The organism is Cnuella takakiae, assembly GCF_001953305.1.
Lineage (GTDB): Bacteria > Bacteroidota > Bacteroidia > Chitinophagales > Chitinophagaceae > Flavisolibacter > Flavisolibacter takakiae.
The window spans coordinates 3,374,870-3,399,038 of the sequence record NZ_MTFE01000010.1 but is presented as its reverse complement, the minus strand read 5'-3'; the positions used below and the strand labels follow the sequence as shown (position 1 = coordinate 3,399,038).

The window sequence follows — 24,169 nt, the reverse complement described above, 5'->3', positions numbered from 1 at the left end:
ACAAACCTCATATGGCAAAACAACTGTTTTTCGAAACTGATGCCCGCAATAAGATGAAGCGTGGCGTTGACGTACTGGCCAACGCTGTGAAGGTTACCCTCGGGCCTAAAGGCCGCAACGTGGTAATTGAAAAGAAATTTGGTGCTCCCTCTGTAACTAAAGATGGTGTGAGCGTAGCCAAAGAAGTAGAACTGGAAGACGCCATCGAGAACATGGGCGCCCAGATGGTGAAGGAAGTTGCTTCCAAAACCGCTGACATTGCTGGTGACGGTACCACTACCGCTACCGTGCTGGCCCAGGCCATCATCACCGAAGGTCTGAAAAACGTAGCTGCCGGTGCCAACCCCATGGACCTGAAGCGTGGTATCGACAAAGCCGTTCGTGCTGTAGTTGAAAACCTGCGTGCACAGTCGCAGACTGTAGGCAACGACAACAAGAAGATCGAGCAGGTGGCTACCATCTCTGCCAACAACGACAACGAGATCGGTAAGCTGATCGCCGTTGCGATGGAAAAAGTTTCCAAAGACGGTGTGATCACCATCGAAGAAGCCAAAGGCATTGAAACTACCGTTGATGTAGTTGAAGGTATGCAGTTCGACCGCGGTTATATCTCTCCTTACTTTGTTACCAACAGCGAGAAGATGGAAGCCGAACTGGACAATCCTTATATCATGATCTATGATAAGAAGGTGAGCTCCATGAAGGACATCCTCCACATCCTGGAGAAAGTAGCCCAGCAAGGTGCACCCCTGCTGATCATCGCTGAAGACCTCGAAGGTGAAGCACTGGCTACTTTGGTAGTAAACAAACTCCGTGGTACCCTGAAGGTTGCTGCCGTTAAAGCCCCCGGCTTTGGCGACCGCCGCAAGGAAATGCTCCAGGACATCGCGATCCTTACCAAGGGTATCGTTATCTCCGAAGAGCAGGGTTACAAACTGGAGAATGCCGACATCACTTACTTGGGCCGTGCCGAGCGTGTAGTGATCGACAAGGACAACACTACTGTAGTAGGTGGCCGTGGCGAAAAAGAAGGCATCCAGGCTCGTATCAACCAGATCAAATCCCAGATCGAGAATACTACTTCCGACTACGACCGCGAGAAGCTCCAAGAGCGTCTGGCTAAGTTGAGCGGCGGTGTGGCCGTACTGAATGTAGGTGCCGCTACCGAAGTAGAAATGAAAGAGAAAAAAGACCGCGTTGACGACGCCCTGCACGCTACCCGCGCTGCGGTAGAAGAAGGTATCGTTCCCGGTGGTGGTGTTGCTTACGTTCGTGCTATTGAAGCACTGGGCAATGTTGACACCCTGAACAACGATGAAGCTACCGGTGTACAGATCGTTCGCCGCTCGCTGGAAGAGCCCCTGCGTCAGATTGTTGAAAACTGCGGTATCGAAGGTTCCGTAGTGGTTAACAAAGTACGCGAAGGCGCTGGTGATTATGGCTTCAACGCCCGCACCGAGGTTTACGAAAACCTGATCGGCGCCGGTGTTATCGATCCTACCAAGGTTAGCCGCATCGCGCTGGAGAACGCCGCTTCTATTGCCGGTATGCTCCTCACCACTGAGTGCGTGATTGCCGACAAACCCGAACCTAAGGCTGCTGCTGGCGCTCCTGCCGGTATGCCTGGTGGTATGGGTATGGATTATTAATCCAACCACAAGGTGCTCTAACGGGGCATCGGTACAATACAGCCCCTTTTTCAAAGACCTGGTCAATGAGAAAGGGGCTTTTGTTTTTACAAAAATTGTAAAGGGTTGAAAACTGGGGGCTTTATTCAGGCAGCAGGAGCGGAGCTCCATTTAGGAGCAGCAGAATAATTTTGACTGGCTCTTGCACTTTCCAAATGCTTAATTGCAGTCTTGCCCATTCAGGCCAAATGAAAACTGAAGCGTGGATTTAACCAGATCACATTTCCATAATCTTTAAACCAAATAGTCATGTTACAACTGATGATTACCCGTTTGCGTTTGATATGGAATGAACTATTTCGAAAACCAGCCCGAGGTTTGGACGACGACAATCCTTTTTTGATTTTGTAGTATAGGAATTACAAAAAGGTTCTATATTAGTGGCTGTCCTAATCTCAAGTAAAATCCCAATCCTACCACGCCTGTTAATCTTCCTGGAGAAAAACCTTGGTATCCTGGCCGGGAAGTTTAATCCCCAGAGGTTATTCGGGCTGAAGCCATATGGTTGTTTTCAAAAAATTAAAACCCTGCAAGTCTTGCGGGGTTTTACATTTCAAGCAATTACTTAATACCCAATACTCGTGTTGAAGTTTTATTTATCGGGAACATAATTTTCCCAAGTTGGTTTTGGCAGGCATATTGCCTGAAAAGGAGCAAACCATACGTTGTTATGAAAACTAAGATCCTATCTTTTTGCGCAGCAGCCCTGATGCTTGCTACCGCAGCCAACGCCCAGCGTGGCGCCCAAATCCGTGCCGGTGTTAACCTTGCCAACATCTCCGTAAACGATGAAGGCGGTGTAAACAGTGCTAATAATCTTACCTCGTTCCAGGTAGGTGTGCTCACCGATATTCCGCTTGCAGGCATTGTACACTTGCAACCCGGTCTTATTTATTCCGGTAAAGGTTCCAAGGTGCAAAGGGGAGAAGAGGGCGAACTGGGCTATTACAAGGCTACAGTTAATCCCTACTACCTCGAGATCCCTGCAACCGTTCTGTTGAAAATCCCATTATCCCAAAACAGCCGCTTTATTGCCGGTGCTGGTCCTTACCTGGGCATTGGTGTGAATGGGAAAAGGAAAATCGAGTCTGCTATTCTTAATACGGAGCGTAGCATTAAGTTCTCGAACGACGATCCTACCACCTTTAACGAAGATGAAGGTGCGGCATTGGGTGTATTGCGCCGTTTCGATTATGGCTTTAATTCCACAGTAGGTATTGAAGGCAAATCCCTGGTGCTGAGTGCCAACTATGGTTATGGCTTAGCCAAACTGCAAAGTGGCACCGACAATGGCGCGGATAACAATAACAAAAACAGGGTACTCAGCTTTACTGTTGGCTTCAAGTTCTAAGGACCTGCAGCAACTAAAAGGAGAACTTCCGGCAAAAGCCTGGCAACATAAAGTTGCCGGGCTTTTGTATAACAATCTGTATCTATACATCAAAGCCTTGGGTTCAAAGGGCATTTCCCGATCTTTGCACCATGCAATGGAGAAAATGGATGGCGGCGCTTTCTGCCGTTTTACTGATCGGATTCGCTTTTTTGCCCTGGGTTCATTTGGATACCAATAATCTTACCCTTACGGGGGTAAATGATATGGGCCTGAACTACGGCCCTCGTGGAAAAGGACATATTTACTTTGCCGTTCTATGCCTGGCCATGATCCTTATCGGCCGCAATTGGAGTATGCTGATTGCCATTGTTGTAGCTGTGATCAATGTGGCTTTTGCAGGCTCCCATATATATGTGTACCGCTGTATGGCGGGCGATTGTCCCGAAAAACTCTACGGGCTTTACCTGGCTATGGCTGCCTCCCTTTCGCTTTTGCTGTTCCTCATGTATTCGCCTGTAAGGCCTGGCAATGACAACAGTTAGCCTGAAACCATTTTACACATAAAACAAAAGACCGGCACTTCGCCGGTCTTTTGTTTTATGTCAGTACCTCAAGGCTTTTGCTGATGATTGCCAGGCACTCGTCTATTTGGTCCTGTGTGATAATTAACGGCGGCGCCAGCCGGATCTTATCGCCATGGGTAGGCTTGGCCAGCAACCCATTTTCTTTAAGTTTCAAGCAAAGTTTCCAGGCGGCTTCTTTGTCGGGGTGGTTGATCACTATTGCGTTGAGCAGCCCCTTTCCGCGCACCAGTTTTATATACGGTGATTGCAATGCTTCCAGTCCTGCCCTGAAATAAGCGCCCAGGCGTTCCGCATTGGCAGCCATTTGTTCGTCCTGTAAAACCTGCAAGGATACAATGGCTACTGCGCAGGCCAGTGGGTTGCCGCCATAGGTAGAACCGTGTTCACCTGGGCCAATGGTGAGCATGATGGAATCATCGGCAAGCACGCAGCTGACCGGCAGCACGCCACCGCTCAGTGCTTTACCCAGGATCAGCATGTCGGGTCGTACACCTTCATGGTCGCAGGCCAGCATTTTGCCTGTGCGACAAAGACCGGTTTGTATTTCGTCCGCTATAAATAATACGTTGGCCTGTTCGCACATTTGTTTTGCGCCAGCCAGGTAACCCTCGTCCGGTACCACTACGCCTGCTTCACCCTGGATGGGCTCCACCAGGAAACCTGCAACCGATTCATCTTTCAGGGCTTTTTTAAGAGCATCAAGGTCGTTGTAGGGTATTTGGATAAAGCCGGGCATAAAAGGTCCGAAGTCGCGGAAAGAGGAGGGATCTGTACTAAAGGAAACAATGGTGCTGGTGCGGCCATGGAAATTTTCGGAGCACACAATGATTTTTGCAGCTCCGGGTGCAATGCCTTTAACCCGGTAACCCCAGCGGCGGCAAAGTTTCAATGCGGTTTCAACGGCTTCGGCGCCACTGTTCATGGGCAGCACCTTTTGATAGCCAAAATATTCGGTAATGTATTTGGAAAACTCACCCAGCAGGTTGCTGTGGAATGCCCGGCTGGTGAGCGTGAGCCGCTGTGCCTGCTGCACCAGGGCATCAATTATGCGTGGATGGCAGTGACCCTGGTTTACGGCCGAATAGCCACTTAGGAAATCGAAATAGCGTTTGCCTTCAACATCCCAAAGAAAAACGCCGGATCCTTTTTCCAGTACCACGGGCAAGGGATGATAGTTGTGGGCACCGTATTGTTCTTCAAGCTGAAGGTAATAGGGGGTGTCGTGAATAGCAGCGATAGTAGCCATAAACAAAGTTTAAGCTGTTAGAAAGAATGTGTTTACACAACCGGCACGCTGATGAAGCGAGCATAGCCTGAAAAGGTAAACCAGTAAAATAGGAGTAGAGTGAATAGTGGCAGTTACTGAACGGAACGTCAGTGGTTGAGGAGGTCCAAATTCTGTGCAAGAAAAACAGATGCTGCCAAGGGTTAATCTTTGTAGCGGCAATTTATGCAAAAAGAAGCAAATAGGCTTCTTTGCCAACGCGACCAATAAAAAGGCGCCTTTAAGGGCGCCCTGCAAGTTGGTTATTTACCGTTGTAAATTACACCGGTGGTTGGTGTCTCGTACAATTCAATCCGGCTCAACTGCGGCACCAGCGGGTTCAGGCGGTTCCAGATCCAAATGGTAATGTTTTCGGCTGTGGGGTTTTCCAGACCTGGAATATCATTGATAAGTTTATGGTCCAGTTGGTCTATAAGCGGCGCAATGGCATCTTTCAGTTCCTTGAAGTCCATGATCCAGCCGTAATGAGGATGCACTTCACCTGCTACAAATACTTTAAGCTTGTAGGTATGACCATGCATGTTTTTGCATTTATGACCTTCCGGTACATTGGGCAGGAAGTGGGCTGAATCAAATGAGAACTCCTTATAAATTTCCATAGCGGCTGCAAAAATAGCCAGTGATTGCCAGGATTTGGAAAGGATTTGTATGATACTCGTTAAAAAGTTTAACCCGCAGTCCTGATCAAAGGGCTCCTTTCCAGGTAAAATAATGGTCCGGGAAAGCGGGCATGTTGTTACTTGCTGCCTTGAATAAGCCATAAACCGTAGAGCCTGTTCCAGACATGGCCGCATAGCTCGCACCTGCAGTATAGAGTTGTTGCTGAATAGCAGCAATTTCGGGATGAGCTGCAAAAACAGGTGCTTCGAAATCATTCAACAATCTGTCTTTCCATTCCTCCACGGGAAGGGCAATGATTTCTTCAAGGTTTGGATGCTGCCGGCCCTGTTGCAATTGGCCAAAGGCCCAACCGGTAGCTACATGAATGCGGGGATTGACCAGTACCAAGTCGTATCCGCTTAAGTTTAGCGCTATTGGTTTCATCTGCTCGCCCCTGCCGGTAGCATAACAAGGCTTGTTGAGGATAAAAAAAGGACAATCGCTACCCAGTTGCAGGGCAAGGGTAACCAGTTCTGTTTCAGTAAGTCCCAGGTTAAACTTACGGTTGAGCAACAGGAGCATAAAGGCACCGTCGGCCGACCCGCCACCCAGTCCTGCACCGGAAGGAATTACCTTATGCAGGTGCGCCTGTATGCCGGGAAGCTGTGGGAAGCGTTGTTGTAATAGCCGGTAAGCTTTTACGCAGATATTGTCTTCTGCATGTGCATCGATGGTGATGCCGGTTACGGTTAGGTGGCACTGGCCGACCCCGCTTTGGATTATTTCCAAAGCATCCGTTAATTGAACAGGAAGAAAAATGGTTTCCAGGTTGTGGAAACCATCAGGTCTTTTGTCCTTTATGTGTAAACCGAGGTTGATCTTGCAATTGGGGAAAAATACCAAGAACTGCAGATTTCTAGGATTAAAAATGAATTTTGTGACCTTGCGGCCACTCGCTTAGAACCTATTCGAGGTAAGACCTAACATCATAAATGGAAACACCCTTGTATACTACTGAAGAATTTGCTGCAAAACTCAGTCGCACTCTACCAGACCTAAACAAGGAAACCAGAAAGGCCTAGGTTCGTACAAATTACTTCCACTCACACAAATCAGCGGTTCCGGCTATTGATCTCATCGCGTATGGCAATGGCCTTGATATAATCCTCCTGCTCCAGCACTTCGTTCAGCAGCTTGTTCAGGGCTTCCAAAGAAAGGGACTTAAGGTCCTCTTTGTCGCCGCTGCTTTGCTCAACAGCACTGCCACCTTCGCGGCGCTTGCGGGCAGAAGCGGTATCTTCCATGAGGATGCCCGCACTGTCGAGGATGTTTTCGTAAGTATAAACAGGACAACCAAAGCGCACGGCAAGTGCCAGCGCATCGGAAGTACGGCTGTCAATTTCAATGGTATCGTTATCGGAGGTGCAAACCAGTTTGGAATAAAAAATGCCTTCCTGCAGGTCGGTGATCACCACCTCGTGCAGTTCAATATTGAAGGCATTCATGAAATTCTTCATCAGGTCGTGGGTAAGCGGGCGGCTGGGTTGCATTTTTTCCAATGCCACGGCAATAGCCTGTGCTTCAAAGCCTCCGATCACAATGGGTAGTCTTCTTAATCCGTTCACTTCTCCCAATACCACAGCATAAGAGTGTGTTTGGGTAATGCTGTGCGATAGGGCCACAATTTCCAGTTCTATTTTCTTCATATCTAGAAGCTAATATATCAGTATTTATGTGCTTTGGAGGCGTACAAACCTACGTTATTATACATAAATAAAAATGCCACCCCAATATGTAGGGGTGGCATGTTATGGAAAAGCTTAAGCTACTCCTTTAACTTTTTTTACCGCTTCGGTGAATTTGGGGAGTATTTCAAACACATCGCCCACAATTCCGTAATCGGCTGCTTTAAAGAATGGCGCTTCAGGGTCTTTATTAATAACCACAATCACCTTGGAGCGGTTTACACCTGCCAGGTGCTGTATGGCTCCCGAAATGCCAGCGGCTACATAAAGGTTGGGGGCAATTGCCACACCGGTTTGTCCTACGTGCTCGCTGTGCGGGCGCCAATGTGCATCTGCTACAGGACGGCTGCAGGCAAGGGCTGCATCCAGTGCGGTGGCAAGCTCCTCCACAATTCCCCAGTTTTCGGGTCCCTTAAGGCCACGGCCGGCACTTACTACAACCTCCGCTTCCGACAGGGTGACTTTACCACTCGACTTGTCCTTGCTGATCACCCTGGTTTTGGGTGCCGGCACATCTACATTCAGGCTGGCAACTTCTGCCGTGCCGGTGCCTGTTGTAATGGTAAAGGCATTTACATTCAGGGCAATCACCTTGCGCTCTGTAGTAACGGCCACGTTGGCAAAAGCCTTTCCCGAAAACACGTTCTTTTTAACTACAAAACCATTGCTGGTATCTGGCAGGGAAACGGCACCGGAAACCAGGCCTGCTTTCAACCGCACCGAAAGGGCGGGCGCCAGGGCCTTTCCGCTGGTGTTATTGGAAAAAACGAGAACCTGTGCACCGGTTTGGTCGGCAACCTGCGCTAACACTTTTGTATAAACCTGTGCATCAAAATGATCGAGGTTGGTATGCTGGAGGTGATACACTTTTTGTACCCCGTGCTGGCCCAAAGCCGAAAGGTCTTCGGCTACATTGCCCAGCAATACGCCTTCGGCAGTGGTACCCAGCTGGGCTGCCAGTTGTGCACCATAAGAAATGGCTTCGCGGGAAGCTTTTTTAATCATCCCGCTGGTATGATCGATGAATATGAGAACGCTCATGGAAAAAAGTTAATTAGCTAATTAGCCAATGTGCTAATTTGCTAAATGGAAAAATTTTGTTTAGAGTGCTTGTAAAGAACTGCATGCTTAATTAGCACATTAGCTAATTATCCTCTTAGCTAATTCCTTAGATCACTCTTGCCTCTTCGTGCAGCAAGCGCACCAGTTCTTCAACATTGTCGGCTGATAACAATTTAACACCAGCCTTAGCGGGCGGCATGCCAAACTCAGCCACCAGGGTGAGGGGCTCAGCAGCTACCGGCTCCGTTACTTTCAGGGGTTTGGTGCGGGCAGCCATGATGCCGCGCATATTGGGGATGCGGGCTTCTGCCATACCTTTCTGGCAACCTACCACAACGGGCAGGGATACTTCTACGGTTTCTTCGCCCCCTTCAATTTCGCGCTTTACAGTTGCGGTGCTGCCTTCCACGTTCAGGCCTGTAGCAAGGGCTACATAGGGGAAATCGAGCAGTTCGGCAACCATGCCGCCAATAGCGCCATTGTTGTAGTCGATGGTTTCCTTTCCGGTAAGCACCAGGTCGTAGCCGCCACTGCGGACAACTTCAGCAATTTGTGCCGCAACAAAATAAGAATCGGTGGGATCGGCATTTACACGGATGGCTTCATCGCCACCCAGCGCCAGTGCTTTGCGGATGATAGGCTCCGAATCGGTGCCGCCTACATGCAACAGGTGGATGGTGATGGCCGGGTTTGCCTCTTTCAGTTCAATGGCGCGCACCAGGGCATACCATTCGTCGTAGGGGTTGATGATCCACTGAACACCCGCTTCGGCAAATTTCGTGTTGTTATCCGTGAAGGCTATTTTTGCCGTCGTGTCTGGGGTTTTGCTGATGCAAACCAATATTTTCATGAACTCAAAGTTTTTTATTTAGTTGTTTAAACAACTAATATATAAAAAATATTCGGGTAAATGTAAACCGAAAATGGGGTTTACCACAAATCAACAATGGATAGAATTGCAAGGTTGCAGGAATTTTTAGTTGCCAATCCGGCCGACAGTTTTGTACAACACGCACTGGCACTGGAATACGTCAAACTGGGAGAGGAGTCGAAAGCGCGGGCACTTTTTGAAAATATCCTGGCAGCGGATGAAAACTATATTGGCAGTTATTACCACCTGGCCAAATTGCTGGAGCGCATACAGGAAACAGAGGCAGCCATTGCCGTGTATGAAAAAGGCATGGAAAGATCAAAGGCAGCAGGCGACAACCATGCTTACAGTGAATTGCGTTCCGCTTACGAAGACCTAACATTTTAATTTTGTTTCAGCCGCTTTCCCAACGTTTTCTTCATTACACCAGGGATCATCACCTTGCACTGGCGAACTGCCGGTTGTTGGTAGCCGTTAGTGGTGGTCTCGATTCCGTAGTGCTTTGTCACCTGCTGCAGGAACTACATGTTCCTTTCGCCATTGCTCATTGCCATTTTGGATTACGTGCCGCCGAAAGCGACCGTGATGCAGCATTTGTAGCCGACCTGGCGAAAGAGTTGAGCGTGCCTTTTTTCATCCGGCATTTTGATACCAATGAATTTGCTGCAGCAAACAGGTGTTCAATCCAGGAAGCTGCCCGCACCTTGCGGTATAACTGGTTCCAGGAACTGCTTGCAGATGAAGCAAACTGGCACTTGCACCTGTCCGCTGTAGCAACGGCACACCACCTCGATGATAATATTGAAACGGTGGTGATGAACTTCTTTAAAGGCACCGGTATCAGCGGGCTGCGGGGCATACTGCCAATACAAGGCAAGCTGGTGCGGCCCCTGCTTTTTGCCCGCCGATCTGAACTGGCCGAATATGCGGCCAGCCACAAATTGAGTTGGGTGGAAGACAGCAGCAATGCAGAAACCAAGTATACCCGCAATTTCTTCAGGCACGAAGTACTGCCCCTGGTGCAGCAAAAATTTCCGCAGGCCATGGAGAATATGGCAGCCAATATCCAACGTTTTTCAGAAGTTGAAATTTTGTACCAACAGGCCCTGCATCAGCATCTTAAAGGCTTGTGTGTGTACAAAGGATCAGAAGTGCATGTACCGGTGCTGAAGCTTGCTAAAACGGTTCCGCTGGAAACCGTAGCCTTTGAACTGTTGAAGGCATATGGGTTTAGTGCCCAGCAAACAGGATCAGTACTGCACTTGCTGGACAGTGAATCGGGTCGCTATGTGCAATCGGCCACCCACCAGGTGGTACGGCACCGGCGCTGGCTGGTAATTGCACCGCTTCAATTGGAAGAGTCCAGCCTGGTACTTATAGAACAGGACCTGGAAAAGGTAAATTTTGGGACCAGAGTACTTTTACTGGAGCAAGTTGCGGTTCCATCTAATTTGAAAACCGCTGCCGACACTGCACTGGTTGACTTCCATAAACTTAAGTTTCCCCTCGTGCTGCGCAAATGGAAGGCAGGCGACTATTTCTATCCGCTTGGATTGGGAAAAAAGAAGAAAGTTAGCCGCCTGCTGATAGACCTAAAGCTTTCAAAAACTGAAAAAGAGCAGGTATATGTGCTTGAATCAGGCAATAAAATTGTGTGGGTTGTTGGCCATCGCCTAGACGACCGATTCAAAATAGGCCCTGCAACCCGGCAGGCCTACCGGGTGCAGCTTAACGGCTGAAATAAGCCTGTACACTTTCCACGAAATAGTTGAGTACCGGGAAACCTCCGGCATATCCAGCAACAATGGTAAAAGCCAGCCCGTACAATGCTCCCCATAGGTGGGCCGAATGGTTGATGCCCGAATTACCCCTTCTGTCCATATAGGCTGTAAGCAGGAGGTACAGGGGACCAAACAAAAACCCGGGGATGCCAATGGGTATAAAGAACATCCCGATTTTGGCATCAGGCATCAGCAAGAGACCGGCAAACATTACCGCACTTACTGCCCCGGATGCACCCAGGCTCCGGTACCCTGCATCATGCTTGTGGCGGTTGTAGGTGGGCAGCAGTGAGGCAACCAAAGCAGTAACATACATCAGGAGGTAAATCCATTTTCCAATTACTCCGAATATCTGAATGAACACCGACTCGACCAGGCTGCCAAAAGAGTACAGTGCCCACATATTGAAAAAGAGGTGAAAAATTTCGGCATGTATGAGGCCGCAGGTGATAAAGCGGTACCACTGGCCATTCCTGCTTATGGCAGGCGGGTAAAATATAAAGTCATTGGTGATCTTTTCATTGCTGAATGCAGTAAAGGAAATAATACTCGTAATAATAACAATGATCAGTGTTATGGATAGCATGCTTTGTTGAAATTTGTCTTTTGAAAATAGGTCCTGTCAATTTTGCGGTAGCAATTCGACTGCTACGTTTCGTGCTTCGCTCTTCGTTTTTTCAGCTATTTATGGTGGTATTTTTCATTTCTGTTGATGGTACAGGCCCGGTAAATCTGCTCGGCTAAGATAAGCCGCACCAATTGGTGTGGAAAAGTAAGATCGGAAAGTGACCACAGGTGGTTTGCTCTTTTCCATACCTGTTCATCCAGCCCAAAAGCACCGCCAATAAGAAATACTACCTGTCTTACGCTTTCGTTAGCCCTTTGCTGAAGAAAGCGGGCCAGCCCTTCGGAGTTAAAACCTTTACCCCGCTCATCTAGCGCCACCAGGTAGTCGTCGGGTCGCAGCGCCTGCAAAATGATCTCTGCTTCTTTTTTCTTCAGGTCGGCTTCCAGCAGGAGGCCGGCGTTCTTGGGAGGCGCAATCACCTGCCATTCCACAGGGTAGTACTTACCGATGCGTTTGGTAAAGTCGTCGATACCTGCTTTCACATACCCCTCGTGTGCCTTTCCAATGGACCACATGCTGATCTTCATCCTGCGAAAATAGGTTAGCCGGGCAAACTGCTTTACTCACCCCATCAATATTGGGGAAATGGGCCGCGGCAAACCATTTGTATGTGATGGCGCGTAAGCCTTTCCAGTATTTGGGAAGGGCAATCAAAAAGAAAACATGAAACATCATGCTTTATTTTTCCTGTGCGGCATCACCTGTATAGCCCTTGCCACCTGCTCGGGAACAACGGCACCGCAACAACCAGCCATGGTTGTGCCCAGGGGCGATTCGGTAAAAGTGCCTGCCAGCAGCCGCTATCACAAACCTGGATTGCTGCGACAGTTCTTCATTGGCGGGAATTACCGAAAGGAGTGGGGCACCCCTGTAACGATGCCCGTACTGCATCTTGCAACCACCGGTTTGGCTATTAAGGAACTGGGTGGCGGACAGCAAACCAAATCACTGAAACTGAAAGATGCCCGGGGATTGGAGTGGGCCTTGCGTACCGTTGACAAGGACGTTGAAAAAGCCTTGCCGGAGAAATTGCGTAATACCCTTGCAGAAAAAATAGTCCAGGACCTGATTTCTGCTGCCAATCCATATGCGCCCTTGGTGGTGGCCCAACTGGCCAAGGCCGTGCAGGTTCCGGCCCCTGATCCCAAGCTTTACTTTGTTCCCGATGACCCTGCCTTTGGCGAATACCGGAAAATATTCGCCAATCAGATCTGTTACCTGGAACTGCGCGATCCAACCCTTGACGCAACCGAGTCGCGGAACTCGGAGTACCTGCTGACGCAAATGGCGCAGGACAATAAAGTACTGATCATGCAGGAAGAGGTGCTGCGGGGAAGGTTGCTGGACATGCTGATTGCCGATTGGGACCGGCATGCCGACCAGTGGCGCTGGGGTAGCGTGGACTCGGCTGGCGCAAAATATTTTTATGCCATTCCACGCGATCGTGACCAGGCGTTTTTTACGGCTACAGGACTGATCCCAAGGGTTGGCAAAGCGGTAGCCATGCAGCATCTCAACTGGTATAAACAGGATATGCGCGGTTTGGACAAATTAAATTATAAAAGTAGGGAATTTGACCGTATTTACCTTAACGAGCTTGACCGGCAAGACTGGCAAAGGATCATCAATGAAGTGGTGCAAAACTGGAATGATGGGGTAATTGAGGCTGCAGTAGCTAAACTGCCTCCACCTGTTTTGTCCATCAGCGGTAAGGAAATAACCCAGAAGCTTAAGGGCCGGAGGGATGATATGTTAAAAAGTGTACTTCAGTACTACGGCCAGTTGGCTACTGAAGTACAGGTTTGGGGTTCCAAAGATGCTGAGTTGTTCGAGGTTAGTAATGACGGCGACAAGGTAAGGGTGCAGGTTTATGTTATGGGACCAAAGCAACAAAAAGGCTTACTGCGCTACGACCGCCTGTTTGACCCTTCTGAAACTAAGGCGCTGCACCTGGATGGATTGGGTGGTGCCGACCGCTTTGAGGTAAAAGAATACCAGGGGCGGAAGCCAAAGCTTTACCTGTATGGCGACAAAGAGGATGCGGTATTTGCAGTCCCCAAAAACGGTGGAGTCGAATTCCATTCCGCTAATAAAAACCGAACAACTGGTATGGTGCTCCGTAAAGAGCAGAAAAACTAATTCTTTTAGCAAGTTATAGCACTTATATTTGTGTCCACTTGTTCTTACCAGTTTGAATAAAGTGGGTTAGTTGTTTTGGCCCTGCCATTTATGGCGGGGCTTTTACATGCCTGAACGTTGCGTAAGGGAAGCCCACCGCCCTGTTAAATATTGTTGTTAAGGTTGACTTTGCTCAATTGGGCAAAACAGTTTTGCCTCCAACTTTGCCTAAACCCTAAAGTTGACTGGATATTATTGTGCTACAATAAATTCCAATTACCTAAAAAAGGGTGGATTAGAAAAAAGGGGGTTACAAGGAAAAATGATCTAAAGTTTGGTCCAACCAAGATTTGCACCTTTCTGTAGGTATGCTATTGCATGTTCCGGTAAAAACTCCAATGTTCCCTTCCATATTAAAATGCTGTTCCATGCTACTCGAAATTGACGACTGGCGTTCAGTAAGCGACCTTCAGTATCGCTTTAATAAATGTTTTCCAAACCTCCACCTGCAGGTTTTTGATGCCGTAAAAAAAGAGGAACTTCCGCTCAGTGGCGAATACCACCTGGAGCAGGTTCGCAGAAAACATGAACCGGGTGTGTTCAATATAAAGTCCTGGTTTACTGCCAGTGAAGTGGCCCACCAACTTAAACAGGAATTTGGACTGAACGTACGGGTAGTTTTGCTGGACAGCCAAACCGAAGTTTGGCGGCCTTCGTTTAATTCCATGACTTTGCTGGCGCTAAACAACCTGGGTGTAAACAGGCATGCCCAACTCAAAAAGGAAGAACAGGAAGAGTTGGGCGGGTGGTAAATGGAGCTGCGCGGCAAAGTTTGAAACAGGAGAACCGGTAGAACATCTCTAAATTAAATAGGGGAGATGCAACCTGTTCTCCATAACCTTTCGTCCTTTGGATTGCTGCAATATGTTCCGTTTCCGAATACTTATCTTTATTACCTTTTTAGCCAATTCCCTTGCTGCCCAGCAGGTGCAAGCTCGCTTTGCTACCCAGGTGGCCATGACACCCGTTGCTGCCAAGGCCGCAGAAATCACGCAAGGACTGGTCACCGAAAGGGAAAAAGTGACTGCACTTTTTCATTGGGTAACAGGGAATATCAGTTATAAAGTAGCGTCCCGTATCTCAGTAACACCGGCCTGGCGGGTTCGGTCCCTGGCAGAGGAAGATACCAGCAGTGTATTAAAACCCCTGGATGAACGGGTGGCAGAAAACGTTCTGGCCAAAAGGGAAGCTGTTTGTGATGGCTATGCCCGCCTGTTCAAAACGCTTTGCCAATATGCAGGCATAAAGGCCGAAGTGGTTACGGGCTATGCCCGTGGCAGCAGCAACCGGGGTTTTCGTTCCAACCATTCCTGGAATGCGGTAATGATCGAAAACAATTGGTACTTAGTAGATGCTACCTGGGCGGCAGGTTATGTGGGCTATTTTGGCGACACCTTTATCCGCAGCTACGATAACCGTTACTTCCTTGCAGCCCCCCAGCAATTTATTGAAGACCATTACCCCGAAGATCCTTTCTGGACCTTGCTGCCCCAATTGCAGCAATTACCTGAATTTAACCGAAGTCCCTTCCGCCATTCAGGTTATGTGCGGCAGCATATTATTGGGTATGCACCCTACGAAGGTATTCTTGAGGCAGAGGTAGGCGATACCCTGCACTTTGAACTGGAATCAAATATGCCGGGCTACCCAATAGAAATCTGGGACCGGCCCTTTGGCGATCCCCGGTTGCATACAGGACCGGTGTGGCGCAATTACCCGGAGCAGCCTTTTCAGGCTTCGGGAAGAAAGGTGAAACTATCTTACGTGGTACAAACACCCGAAATCCGCTGGCTGTACGTGGTATATGGAGGAGAAAGTATCCTGCAGTACCGTCTGCAGGTAAAGCCATCCCCTGTTGCAGGTACCGCAAAATAATAGCGGGAACTATTTCCCGCTATTATTTGAAGGCTTAGCCTTATACCGTCTGGAGTTCAGATTCCTCAATGAGTTTTTCGATTTCCAGTTCGTTTAGTTCCGAGCACATTTTGCAGAGCTCGATAAAAGCTTCCAGATCATCGTGGTGAATGGCAAAGCGGGACAATTTAAAGGTCTCGTAGGGCTTACAGGTTTCATCCAGTGGCTTTTCATACAGGGTACATCCCTGTATCCCGCCTTGGTTGGGATGAAAGTAAACATGGGTAATCCGGTATTGATCATCCTTTTTAACCCACTTGTCAGCAGGTATTTCAGCAGGTCTTCCTTCGTCGTTGATGCAAATGCAGGGTACCATTTTTTATCCTTTGGCCTGCAAAGATAAGCCCCCATTGATTTTTCCGTTCGGGTAACTTGGATCTTAATAGCATTCCCATATCAATCATATATTGAGTTTACCTGCTTCTCCTTGTTACTTAAGCAAAAAATTGCGGAGTATCGGCAACAGGGCTATTGGCCTGGTAAAGCAATAGTTGTTTTTGTTAAGGAATGTATGAAAAGGATGGGGTGAACATTTGACAAAATTGTTTGAAAGAAACATAAAAGCTTTTGGCTTGATTGTTTGGCAGGATAGGAAAACGTAAACAATGCAAACACTTTCCATTTCCAAGGAATTTCCAGTTTCCCCCGAAAGGCTGTACGAAGCATGGACCAGCCCGGAAGATTTAAAACAATGGTGGCATCCAATGGGCAACCAGTTGGTTTCGGTTGAAAACAATGTACAGGAAGGCGGCAAGGTGCAATACCTGTTTAATACCGGTACCACTACCGAAAACATAGAGATCAGCGGCACATACGAGCACGTGGAACCCAATAAGGCTTTGGATTACAGCTGGATCTGGCACCTGCCGCATCAGCCCGTAGGCAATGGTGATTATAAGCTGCACATCCGTTTTGAACCTGCCGGCTCAGGTAGTCGGCTGGAAGTCCAGCAGGAAAATTTCGGCAGCGAAGAAGCAGTACAACCCCACCGGGAAGGATGGGAAAAATCGCTGGAGGAATTAAAGACTTACTTGAGCGGCAAATCGTAAAGCTTTAATTCCATAAAAATAGGGTTGCCCAATAAACGGCTCATGTTTTACCAACTAGTGCCGTTTATTGGGCAACCCATATTACATGCACTTGCCTGTTAAGCATAAAGCTGGGCCACCAGGTGCCCATACTTTTCCAGGATTTGCCTCCGTTTGAGTTTCAGGGTATGCGTTAGTTCACCTGTTTCAATGGTCCATTCCGAGGGCAAGAGCAGGAACTTCTTGACCTGTTCCACCGGGTTGAAGTGCTGGTTAAACTGCTGCACTTCCTTTTGAATGATCTTGTGAATCGCTTCATCTTTTACGGCAACATCATTTCCAGGGTAAGACTGGCCTTTTGCCGCGTACCATTCTTTAATGGCATTGAATGCCGGAACAATCAGGGCAGAAACAAACTTTTCACCCGCCCCGGTGACCATCATTTGTTCTATCCAGCGACTTTGTACCATGCTGTTTTCAATGGGTTGGGGCGCCACATATTTGCCGCCGCTGGTTTTAAACAGTTCTTTTTTGCGGTCGGTAATTTTCAGAAATTTCCCTTCTTCCAGTACTGCTATATCACCCGTATACAACCATCCATCCCGCAGCACTTCGGCCGTTTGGTCAGGTTTTTTATAGTAACCCATCATTACATTAGCGCCCTTTATCAGCAGCTCGCCATCCGCAGCAAAGTCCACTTCTATATTTTCCAAGGGAGGGCCTACGGTACCAAATTTCCGGCCTTTGGCAGGGTAGCGGTTGCCGCTTACAACAGGTGCGGCTTCCGTCAGGCCGTACCCTTCCATGATGACAATCCCAGCTGCCGAAAAGGAACGGAGCAGTTTTACCTGGCAGGCTGCAGCCCCGGTAATAACTGCTTTAACCCTGCCACCCATTGCTGCACGCCATTTATTAAAAATTAGTTTATCGGCAAGTGCCAGTTGTGCCCGATAAGTAAGCGGTAAAGATGTATTGATCTCGTATTGCTCCGCCAACCTTACCGACCAGTCAAACAAGTTTTTTTTGATTCCCGTTAGCTGGGCGCCCTTGCTCAAAATGGTTTCATATACCTTTTCCAGTAAGCGCGGCACCGTGGTGAACAATACCGGTTGCACATACCTAAGGTCTTCGGCAATGGTAGCGGTGCTTTGGGCATAGTACACCGACGCACCCGAGTAGAAGTACAGGTAATTGGCACAACGTTCAAAGGCGTGGTTCAGGGGCAGAAAACTGAGCACTTTGTCACCCTCAATGCCTACATCGGCAACGAGCGGATGGCAGCTAATCACATCACTTAAAATGTTCCGGTGCGAAAGCATTACACCTTTGGGCGTTCCCGTAGTGCCAGAAGTATAAATGATGGTAGCCAAATCTGTGGGTTGGATACTGCGGCTGATATCCTGAACGGCCGCTATATCCGCAGGTGTATGTTTCTCCAGCAGGTACTGCCAGTGGCGAAAGCTACCTGTTTTTTCAAAAGTATAAATGGACTTCAGGCCGGGCAGCATGGGCATGAGTGCGGCTGCTTTTTGCGCCAGCACATTGTTTTCAACAAAAAGAATGGATACGCCTGCATGGTCGAGAATATACTGTAGTTCTGCTGCATGAACAGTAGGGTAAATGGGCACGAGTACGGCACCAGCCTGTTGCACAGCCAGGTCCAGGATGATCCATTCGGGTCTGTTGCCGCTGATAACCGCTACTTTATTGCGACCTTCTGAAGTGCCGTCCTGCCAGCCAATGCCGCAATGGTGGAAAGCCGCTGCAAGCTGTTGCGCAGTATCTTTTACTTCCTGCGTAGCGTACCGGCGCCACGAGCCCTCTTCAACAGCGGCCAGCATATCGGGCAGCGGAAACCTGGCCAGTTGATAATCAACCAGGTCAAATAAACGGGTGGGTTCACTGTAGGCCATAAGTCCTTTCTCCAATTCAATAAATAGAAATATACAGGCCAGCCTTGTAGCAGCAGGCAATAAAAAAGGGAGCAGCCTTTGCTGCCCCCTCTGTACAGTTACAAAACCGTAAGGTCCTGAAACTGTTTGGGCTGTTGCTCTGAAAGAATAAAACGAAAAACGAATGAAACAATAAGAAAACAGCCTTTATGAAAATGGAGCAACCCGTGTGCCAAAATATTTAGGTTTTGGAAAAATCGGGTTGCAATGTTGGGTGGTAACGGCGCTTTTTACGGGCGAGGTATTTTTCGCGGATGACTTCGGACATGGGCTTTTGGTGCACCTTGCTTTCCACCCACGAAATCACATCGAGGTAGGCAAAAGAGCGGGTTTCAAAACGGTTTTTTTCCAGGTGTTTGATCTTTTGCAGGAACGCTTCCATTTCGGGCTTCAACTGCCGGCGCGACAGGTGGAATGAGGAGCGCAAAAACCGGAACATCTCCTCTTCAACAACTGTCAGGTTTTTCATCTTGGCCATAAACCGGTACACCGACTTGGTAAGCGACTCGATGATGTCGAAATTGCCCAACTCGTAATGCGCCATCAGGTGAAGCAGCCTCGAGTAACATTGCAGATCGGTTCGAAGGTCTACATTATCGTTGATGATCCTTTGCAGGTAATCGATGGATGTGCTGTAATCGCCCGAGCCAAAATAAAGGCTGGCAATTTTGTAGTTAAACACCAGGATCCGGTGCGTGTCAAGGAACAGGCTGTACTCCGACAGCTTTTCCTCAAGCAGGGGAACCAGTTCCAAACCTTCCTTGAAGCTGCCCTGCATAAAATGCTTGTTGATTTTCGCCTGTTTGATATACACAAAGGTCTGGATGCGGAAGTTCTCGTGGTGTTGCACAAAAGATGAAGCCGCAAAGTCTTCCAACACTTTTAGGGTTGCTTCAAACATCTGGTCGTTGCGCAGGTCGAAATGCGCATTGATCAGGTTGTGCAGGCCTTTGATGTAATGCCCTGCTTCCACATTAATCATGTTGGGAAACTCGTGGAATAGGTCTACCCATTTTTGAGTATAACGGTAATACATCAGAAAATCCTGGCGAATAAAGGCATACCAGCAATAGCTCTGGTACAGGTAAAGCCTTTCGTAAAAGCCGGAATGCTTGTGTGCGTTGCGCGGCAGGGTAGAACGGAAAAACACCCGCACATCTTTCTCATCTTCCTCGTTGCGGGCGTGCCCGTTCTTTACATACCAGCTATACAGCTGGAGTGAAAGATTGGAGAGCTGGGTTATCATCCAGCGGCGTTCGTGCACGCCGTTCGATTCGGCTGCCAGTTCATCGGCCTTGTGCTGGATGCTACGGGTAATGTGGAGGTTCTCAATCTTTTTTTCCAGCGATATCACCTGCATCAGGATGCTGTCCTGGAAATAGAGCTGTGCCTGTTCTTTTACCTTGTCCAGAATTTTCAGGCTTTGCAGGTAAAGGCCTTTGTAATAAAGGATGCGGGCATATTCCAGCTGTTCGTTCAGTTCAAAATCGATATTATCAGTGCGTTTCAGCAAACGCAGTGAGGCCAGTACCTGTTTGTACAGGTGTGTTTTAAGATTGGACAGCTGTGGTTTTTCCGTTCCGGGTAATTTTTTCAACAGAAGCCGCTCATCGTACTCACTCATTTTGTCTAACGCATCAAAAAGCTGGATGATCTTCAGGTCCTCTTTTGCAGAACTGCGTTTGATATAGAGCTTGAAATGCCTCTTTTCTGATTTTTCCAGGGAGTGGATCAGTTGAAAAAGTGTATCTGAAGTTCGGTTGGACATAATGTTAAAATAATCCGCAAATGCAAGCCTGTACTGCGTTCCGGCTACCTTCAGGGTACTTTGAAATGATAGCCGGTAAATTAAATTGATTCTCCTTGGGAAAAATCGCGCTTTAGATTTGCATTAGACATCTGGAAATAACATACGGCAGGCAATCGAAAGTGAATATGGTAAGAATCGTCAGCCGCCCAGGTCGAAAGCTGCAAGGCAGCAAAGAAAAAGATTAGTGTAACTCTTTCATATGGCAAGCAATCGTTAGTCGCCCGCTGTTTCCACAGTGGGCTTTTTGTTGCAATTGCGGATCGAAGATAATCTCTTCAGCAAACTCAGCAAATTTTTTTAATAATTAAGAGGCTGCCCTGCAATAGGTGGCCTGAGGCACAGGAAGATAGGGTTGTGTTACCTGGGAGAGAAAGGCTTAAGGAAAGGCTCACTGGCAATTTTTCATTCACACCAATCAGCCTCACTAAATCCTGTCGTATCCGTACAACTACTTCGTGATAATACGATTTTGGAAAATTGCCTTCCATAAGTGTCAATCTAACTTTTATAATCAGTAACTCGCACTAATTCAATCCTTAGCTTTGTAATCGATCAACAGGCAAATTTTTTGTCTGCAATGTGCGATAGCCCGTTTTGAATCCAATCCTGAACAATCTGGTACCCCTAATAAGTTGATGTACAACGGAAGACTGTAGTTCGTACCGAGGTAATTCGATACGATAGCCGTGACGATCCTCCTTCCCTCTGAAGGAGGATTTTTTTATGCAGACTTTTTAAGGGAAGCCAGGGGTGCAAGGTTTTGGTGCTGGCTGGTGGGCAGCAGCAGGTAAAACCGGGCACCCATGCCTTCTTCACTTTCGGCAAAGATGAGCCCCTGGTGGTTGTCCATAACCCGCTTACACAAGGCCAGCCCAATGCCTGAGCCGGTGTACAGCTCTTTGTTGTTGAGGCGCTTGAACAAACCAAATATTTGGTTGGCATGTTGACGGTCGAACCCAATTCCGTTATCCGCCACCATTAACTGCAGGTAAGAAAGTTGTGGATTGAGGCCAAAGCGCTCTTTTTGCTCATGTGGGAGGGTACCGCAGGTAATCCTGATTTCGGGTTTGCGGTTGGGACTGGCAAATTTTACGGCATTGGTCAGCAGGTTGTAAAACAGTTGGTGCATCTGCAGCGGAATGGCTTCTATTTCGGGTAAATGTTCTGCGGAGATGCGAACTTCTTTTTGCTGTATGGCTAGTTCCAGATCCTGCAACACGCTTTCCAGCACATCATTAAGATCCAGGTTTTCAAAATGGTCTTTTTGCTTCAGGCTGGAGAAATTGAGCAGGTCACGGATCAGCGTGGTCATTCGGGATGTTGATGCAATGATCTTTTGGATATACTGCCTGCCTTTTTCGTTCAGGTTTTCAGACTGGGTGTCCTGCAGCATGTGGGCGAACGTAGTGATCTTACGCAGCGGCTCCTGCAAGTCGTGACTGGCGGCATAAGCGTACTGCTCCAGTTCGGAATTGGAGCGCTCCAGCTCGGTAATAGATGTTTTCAGGTCTTCCTGGTACTGCTTGATGGCACTGATATCATGCATGGAAAGGGTGACACCGTCATCCCTTTTTGCCAGCAGCAATTGCAGCCAGATTTGTTTTTCTCCTGCCTGGTAGGCAATTTCCATTTCCTGGTTCTGGTCATTTTCCACCACAGCTACAAAATGGCGAAAAAGCTTTGCTTCCTTAACAAACTGCTCAAAGCGCTGGTCTATTTCATTATCAGATAAATCGATGGCTTCAATAAGGGGCCCTGCGGCATCGTTGCGGTAAGCTACAGAAAACTTTTCTATGGTGTTTTGCTGGCGTATGGCCTTATAAGAAACGATACCTGCTCTTGAGGTGTCGAGTACGGATGAAAGAAAACCTTCCAGCCAGCGCTCTTTCCGGGATAATCTTAGGTTGTGCGTAAAGGTGATACCAAAAATAAGTAAGGCAATCAGCACCAGGGCAAGCGAAACGCCATCGTTCCATTCCTGTGCTGCAATGAGGTGTTGGCGTTTCCCTTGCAGTTCCGCCTCTTCCTGTTGCACCATATAGGCGATGGAAGTATTGATCCGCAACAGTGCACCCAGGCCTCCGGTACCAGGCATATTGGCAAGTTTACTCAGGTTATACTGTTGCAAAAGGGGCAATTGTTCTTTAACCGTGGCTCCCACCATTTCCCATTGCTTTTGCTGCTTGGGGCGGTGGTCTTTTACGATTTTACCTATTTTCTCCAGGTCTTGCGGGATCAGCCTTATTTCGTTGCGATTGTTTACAAAGAAATTGTACATCGCACCGTTGGTTGTATCGCCAGCATAAATTTGTGCGCTTTTAAGGTGGGTGGAGAGTTTTTCAAGTGAGACAATCAGTTCCCTGGAGCATTCAACTTCCCTGATATAAGCCCTTAGTTCCGTGAAGGAAATAAAGCGGATGATGGCAGCTACCATAAATAGCAGGAAGGAAGTGCCAAGCAATATGAGGGTTTTTTTGCTCATGGATTGGTTTTTCGGTAACAGCTTGCTATCCCGGAAATTGGATCATAACAAAGAAAACAATAATTCATTGCAGCAGGTGCTAATGATGACCAATGTAGCAGAAAATTTCGGCGAAATAATGGTTTATACCTAAGGTGCGGAAAGGCTTTCATAAGGTGCCATTTCCCATTTGCCTGTTCAATTTCCCTGCCATATGATCTTGGTCATTTCAAGTCTATCGTTATTGTGGACTCCTGTATTGCTACTTACCTTAGCCGCCTTAACATTTGACATTATTGTAGCTATGAAAGCAGCAAATATCCTGGACACCATTGGCGGCACGCCGCATGTTCTTCTTTCCCGTTTGTTTCCCGATCACCAGGTATGGATGAAACTGGAGCGCACCAACCCGGGATCCAGCATCAAAGACCGGATTGCCCTGGCTATGGTTGAAGATGCTGAAGCTAAAGGAATCCTTCATCAGGATAGCGTCATTATAGAACCTACTTCAGGTAATACCGGGATTGGGCTGGCGCTGGTAGCTGCGGTAAAAGGTTACCGCATTGTGCTGGTGATGCCTGAAAGTATGAGTATTGAAAGACGGCGGCTTATGGCGGCTTATGGCGCCGACCTTGTGCTGACTCCCAGAGAAAAAGGCATGAAGGGAGCTATTGAAAAGGCCAAGGAACTTGCCGCTGAAACACCAGGCGGCTGGATTCCCCAGCAGTTTGACAACGAAGCCAATGCGGCCATACACCGCCGCACAACGGCGCAAGAAATCCTGGCAGATTTCCCGGGTGGCATCGATTACCTGATCACCGGCGTGGGCACTGGTGGGCACATTACCGGGGTTGCCGAAGTATTAAAAGAAAGGTTTCCTTCCCTCCAGGTTTTTGCAGTTGAACCTGAATTATCGCCTGTATTGAGTGGCGGAGCACCATCACCGCACCCATTGCAGGGTATCGGGGCAGGATTTGTTCCCCCCATTTTAAATGCTGCCATTTTGGACGGCGTAGTACAGGTAGAAAAAGATGCAGCTTTTTCTTACGCACAACAGTTGGCGAAGCAAGAAGGTATTCTTGCAGGTATTTCTACCGGGGCATCACTGGCTGCGGTAGCACAAAAGCTGGGGGATTTGCCTATTGGAGCAACTGTACTTACGTTCAACTACGACACCGGCGAACGCTACCTTTCCGTGGAAGGGCTATACTAATAAAAGGGAGCAGCAAGCTGCTCCCTTTCCAAACCG

22 protein-coding genes are annotated in these 24,169 nt (G+C 48.1%); 10 read left to right on the top strand and 12 right to left on the bottom strand.

Annotated elements, in window-relative coordinates; translation table 11 throughout:
* The first annotated feature begins 11 nt into the window (after positions 1-11).
* From groL to BUE76_RS14805, 3 genes are all read left to right on the top strand, one after another.
* The gene (gene groL / locus BUE76_RS14820; protein WP_073041247.1) at positions 12-1,649 is read left to right on the top strand and encodes a chaperonin GroEL; all 1,638 of its coding nucleotides are present in this window, start codon (positions 12-14) and stop codon (positions 1,647-1,649) included.
* Between the two features lie 709 nt (positions 1,650-2,358).
* Positions 2,359-3,039 carry a porin family protein gene (locus BUE76_RS14810; RefSeq protein WP_073041243.1) on the top strand — a complete coding sequence of 227 codons (681 nt, stop codon included), beginning with the start codon at positions 2,359-2,361 and terminating at the stop codon, positions 3,037-3,039.
* A 131-nt stretch (positions 3,040-3,170) separates the two neighbouring features.
* Positions 3,171-3,563, top strand: a complete 393-nt coding sequence (locus tag BUE76_RS14805) for a hypothetical protein (protein ID WP_143157234.1) — start codon at positions 3,171-3,173, stop codon at positions 3,561-3,563.
* Between the two features lie 55 nt (positions 3,564-3,618).
* On the opposite strand, the gene rocD is transcribed toward BUE76_RS14805, so the two are convergent.
* The 6 genes from rocD to BUE76_RS14775 form a co-directional block, all read right to left on the bottom strand.
* Positions 3,619-4,851: an ornithine--oxo-acid transaminase gene (rocD, locus tag BUE76_RS14800; protein WP_073041239.1), complete on the bottom strand. Its 1,233-nt coding sequence runs from the start codon at positions 4,849-4,851 to the stop codon at positions 3,619-3,621.
* A 281-nt stretch (positions 4,852-5,132) separates the two neighbouring features.
* Complete coding sequence (gene queD, locus BUE76_RS14795; RefSeq protein ID WP_073041237.1) at positions 5,133-5,489, bottom strand: 6-carboxytetrahydropterin synthase QueD; 357 nt, start codon at positions 5,487-5,489, stop codon at positions 5,133-5,135.
* 85 nt (positions 5,490-5,574) lie between these two features.
* The gene (ispE, locus tag BUE76_RS14790; RefSeq protein ID WP_073041236.1) at positions 5,575-6,393 is read right to left on the bottom strand and encodes a 4-(cytidine 5'-diphospho)-2-C-methyl-D-erythritol kinase; all 819 of its coding nucleotides are present in this window, start codon (positions 6,391-6,393) and stop codon (positions 5,575-5,577) included.
* Positions 6,394-6,602: 209 nt separating this feature from the next.
* A complete protein-coding gene (locus BUE76_RS14785) occupies positions 6,603-7,196 on the bottom strand; it encodes a bifunctional nuclease family protein (protein WP_073041234.1) in 594 nt (197 codons plus the stop codon).
* Between the two features lie 114 nt (positions 7,197-7,310).
* A complete protein-coding gene (locus tag BUE76_RS14780; RefSeq protein WP_073041232.1) occupies positions 7,311-8,276 on the bottom strand; it encodes an electron transfer flavoprotein subunit alpha/FixB family protein in 966 nt (321 codons plus the stop codon).
* 127 nt (positions 8,277-8,403) lie between these two features.
* The gene (locus tag BUE76_RS14775) at positions 8,404-9,147 is read right to left on the bottom strand and encodes an electron transfer flavoprotein subunit beta/FixA family protein (protein WP_073041230.1); all 744 of its coding nucleotides are present in this window, start codon (positions 9,145-9,147) and stop codon (positions 8,404-8,406) included.
* A gap of 96 nt (positions 9,148-9,243) precedes the next feature.
* Here BUE76_RS14775 and BUE76_RS14770 point away from each other — a divergent pair, with 96 nt between their 5' ends.
* Together BUE76_RS14770 and tilS are read left to right on the top strand one after the other, a co-directional pair.
* Positions 9,244-9,555: a tetratricopeptide repeat protein gene (locus tag BUE76_RS14770; protein WP_073041229.1), complete on the top strand. Its 312-nt coding sequence runs from the start codon at positions 9,244-9,246 to the stop codon at positions 9,553-9,555.
* A 2-nt stretch (positions 9,556-9,557) separates the two neighbouring features.
* Positions 9,558-10,907 (top strand): tRNA lysidine(34) synthetase TilS, encoded by a 1,350-nt coding sequence (tilS, locus tag BUE76_RS14765; protein ID WP_073041227.1) that lies wholly within the window; start codon positions 9,558-9,560, stop codon positions 10,905-10,907.
* Here tilS and BUE76_RS14760 read toward each other — a convergent pair.
* A complete protein-coding gene (locus BUE76_RS14760; RefSeq protein ID WP_073041225.1) occupies positions 10,897-11,535 on the bottom strand; it encodes a rhomboid family intramembrane serine protease in 639 nt (212 codons plus the stop codon). The genes tilS and BUE76_RS14760 overlap by 11 nt on opposite strands.
* 95 nt (positions 11,536-11,630) lie before the next feature.
* Positions 11,631-12,104: a 23S rRNA (pseudouridine(1915)-N(3))-methyltransferase RlmH gene (locus BUE76_RS14755; protein ID WP_073041223.1), complete on the bottom strand. Its 474-nt coding sequence runs from the start codon at positions 12,102-12,104 to the stop codon at positions 11,631-11,633.
* A 136-nt stretch (positions 12,105-12,240) separates the two neighbouring features.
* Here BUE76_RS14755 and BUE76_RS14750 point away from each other — a divergent pair, with 136 nt between their 5' ends.
* The 3 genes from BUE76_RS14750 (at position 12,241) to BUE76_RS14740 (ending at position 15,630) form a co-directional block, all read left to right on the top strand.
* Positions 12,241-13,716: a hypothetical protein gene (locus BUE76_RS14750; RefSeq protein ID WP_073041221.1), complete on the top strand. Its 1,476-nt coding sequence runs from the start codon at positions 12,241-12,243 to the stop codon at positions 13,714-13,716.
* Between the two features lie 407 nt (positions 13,717-14,123).
* Positions 14,124-14,507, top strand: coding sequence for a hypothetical protein (locus tag BUE76_RS14745; protein ID WP_073041219.1), 384 nt, complete (start codon positions 14,124-14,126; stop codon positions 14,505-14,507).
* 205 nt (positions 14,508-14,712) lie between these two features.
* The gene (locus tag BUE76_RS14740; protein WP_178371832.1) at positions 14,713-15,630 is read left to right on the top strand and encodes a transglutaminase domain-containing protein; all 918 of its coding nucleotides are present in this window, start codon (positions 14,713-14,715) and stop codon (positions 15,628-15,630) included.
* 40 nt (positions 15,631-15,670) lie between these two features.
* Here the strand turns inward: BUE76_RS14740 and BUE76_RS14735 are convergent, their stop codons facing one another.
* Entirely contained in the window at positions 15,671-15,985 is a 315-nt protein-coding gene (locus BUE76_RS14735) for a hypothetical protein (protein WP_073041215.1), read from the bottom strand.
* 289 nt (positions 15,986-16,274) lie between these two features.
* Between BUE76_RS14735 and BUE76_RS14730 the strand changes: the two genes are divergently transcribed.
* On the top strand, positions 16,275-16,718 hold the full coding sequence (locus BUE76_RS14730; RefSeq protein ID WP_073041214.1) for an SRPBCC family protein: 444 nt from the start codon (positions 16,275-16,277) through the stop codon (positions 16,716-16,718).
* Positions 16,719-16,816: 98 nt separating this feature from the next.
* Here the strand turns inward: BUE76_RS14730 and BUE76_RS14725 are convergent, their stop codons facing one another.
* From BUE76_RS14725 to BUE76_RS14715, 3 genes are all read right to left on the bottom strand, one after another.
* Complete coding sequence (locus tag BUE76_RS14725) at positions 16,817-18,610, bottom strand: AMP-dependent synthetase/ligase (RefSeq protein WP_073041568.1); 1,794 nt, start codon at positions 18,608-18,610, stop codon at positions 16,817-16,819.
* Positions 18,611-18,830: 220 nt separating this feature from the next.
* A complete protein-coding gene (locus BUE76_RS14720) occupies positions 18,831-20,417 on the bottom strand; it encodes a hypothetical protein (RefSeq protein WP_073041212.1) in 1,587 nt (528 codons plus the stop codon).
* Between the two features lie 763 nt (positions 20,418-21,180).
* Complete coding sequence (locus tag BUE76_RS14715; protein WP_073041210.1) at positions 21,181-22,941, bottom strand: sensor histidine kinase; 1,761 nt, start codon at positions 22,939-22,941, stop codon at positions 21,181-21,183.
* Positions 22,942-23,224: 283 nt separating this feature from the next.
* On the opposite strand from BUE76_RS14715, the gene cysK reads away from it, so the two are divergent.
* Positions 23,225-24,133, top strand: a complete 909-nt coding sequence (cysK, locus tag BUE76_RS14710) for a cysteine synthase A (protein WP_073041208.1) — start codon at positions 23,225-23,227, stop codon at positions 24,131-24,133.
* Positions 24,134-24,169 lie beyond the last annotated feature (36 nt).

Excerpts from the sequence above, each read along its gene's own strand:
- groL (WP_073041247.1), top strand. The coding sequence starts at position 12 with ATGGCAAAACAACTGTTTTTCGAAACTGATGCCCGCAATAAGATGAAG.
- BUE76_RS14810 (WP_073041243.1), top strand. The coding sequence starts at position 2,359 with ATGAAAACTAAGATCCTATCTTTTTGCGCAGCAGCCCTGATGCTTGCT.
- BUE76_RS14805 (WP_143157234.1), top strand. The coding sequence starts at position 3,171 with ATGCAATGGAGAAAATGGATGGCGGCGCTTTCTGCCGTTTTACTGATC.
- rocD (WP_073041239.1), bottom strand. The coding sequence starts at position 4,851 with ATGGCTACTATCGCTGCTATTCACGACACCCCCTATTACCTTCAGCTT.
- queD (WP_073041237.1), bottom strand. The coding sequence starts at position 5,489 with ATGGAAATTTATAAGGAGTTCTCATTTGATTCAGCCCACTTCCTGCCC.
- BUE76_RS14785 (WP_073041234.1), bottom strand. The coding sequence starts at position 7,196 with ATGAAGAAAATAGAACTGGAAATTGTGGCCCTATCGCACAGCATTACC.
- BUE76_RS14780 (WP_073041232.1), bottom strand. The coding sequence starts at position 8,276 with ATGAGCGTTCTCATATTCATCGATCATACCAGCGGGATGATTAAAAAA.
- BUE76_RS14775 (WP_073041230.1), bottom strand. The coding sequence starts at position 9,147 with ATGAAAATATTGGTTTGCATCAGCAAAACCCCAGACACGACGGCAAAA.
- BUE76_RS14770 (WP_073041229.1), top strand. The coding sequence starts at position 9,244 with ATGGATAGAATTGCAAGGTTGCAGGAATTTTTAGTTGCCAATCCGGCC.
- BUE76_RS14760 (WP_073041225.1), bottom strand. The coding sequence starts at position 11,535 with ATGCTATCCATAACACTGATCATTGTTATTATTACGAGTATTATTTCC.
- BUE76_RS14755 (WP_073041223.1), bottom strand. The coding sequence starts at position 12,104 with ATGAAGATCAGCATGTGGTCCATTGGAAAGGCACACGAGGGGTATGTG.
- BUE76_RS14750 (WP_073041221.1), top strand. The coding sequence starts at position 12,241 with ATGAAACATCATGCTTTATTTTTCCTGTGCGGCATCACCTGTATAGCC.
- BUE76_RS14745 (WP_073041219.1), top strand. The coding sequence starts at position 14,124 with ATGCTACTCGAAATTGACGACTGGCGTTCAGTAAGCGACCTTCAGTAT.
- BUE76_RS14740 (WP_178371832.1), top strand. The coding sequence starts at position 14,713 with ATGACACCCGTTGCTGCCAAGGCCGCAGAAATCACGCAAGGACTGGTC.
- BUE76_RS14735 (WP_073041215.1), bottom strand. The coding sequence starts at position 15,985 with ATGGTACCCTGCATTTGCATCAACGACGAAGGAAGACCTGCTGAAATA.
- BUE76_RS14730 (WP_073041214.1), top strand. The coding sequence starts at position 16,275 with ATGCAAACACTTTCCATTTCCAAGGAATTTCCAGTTTCCCCCGAAAGG.
- BUE76_RS14725 (WP_073041568.1), bottom strand. The coding sequence starts at position 18,610 with ATGGCCTACAGTGAACCCACCCGTTTATTTGACCTGGTTGATTATCAA.
- BUE76_RS14720 (WP_073041212.1), bottom strand. The coding sequence starts at position 20,417 with ATGTCCAACCGAACTTCAGATACACTTTTTCAACTGATCCACTCCCTG.
- BUE76_RS14715 (WP_073041210.1), bottom strand. The coding sequence starts at position 22,941 with ATGAGCAAAAAAACCCTCATATTGCTTGGCACTTCCTTCCTGCTATTT.
- cysK (WP_073041208.1), top strand. The coding sequence starts at position 23,225 with ATGAAAGCAGCAAATATCCTGGACACCATTGGCGGCACGCCGCATGTT.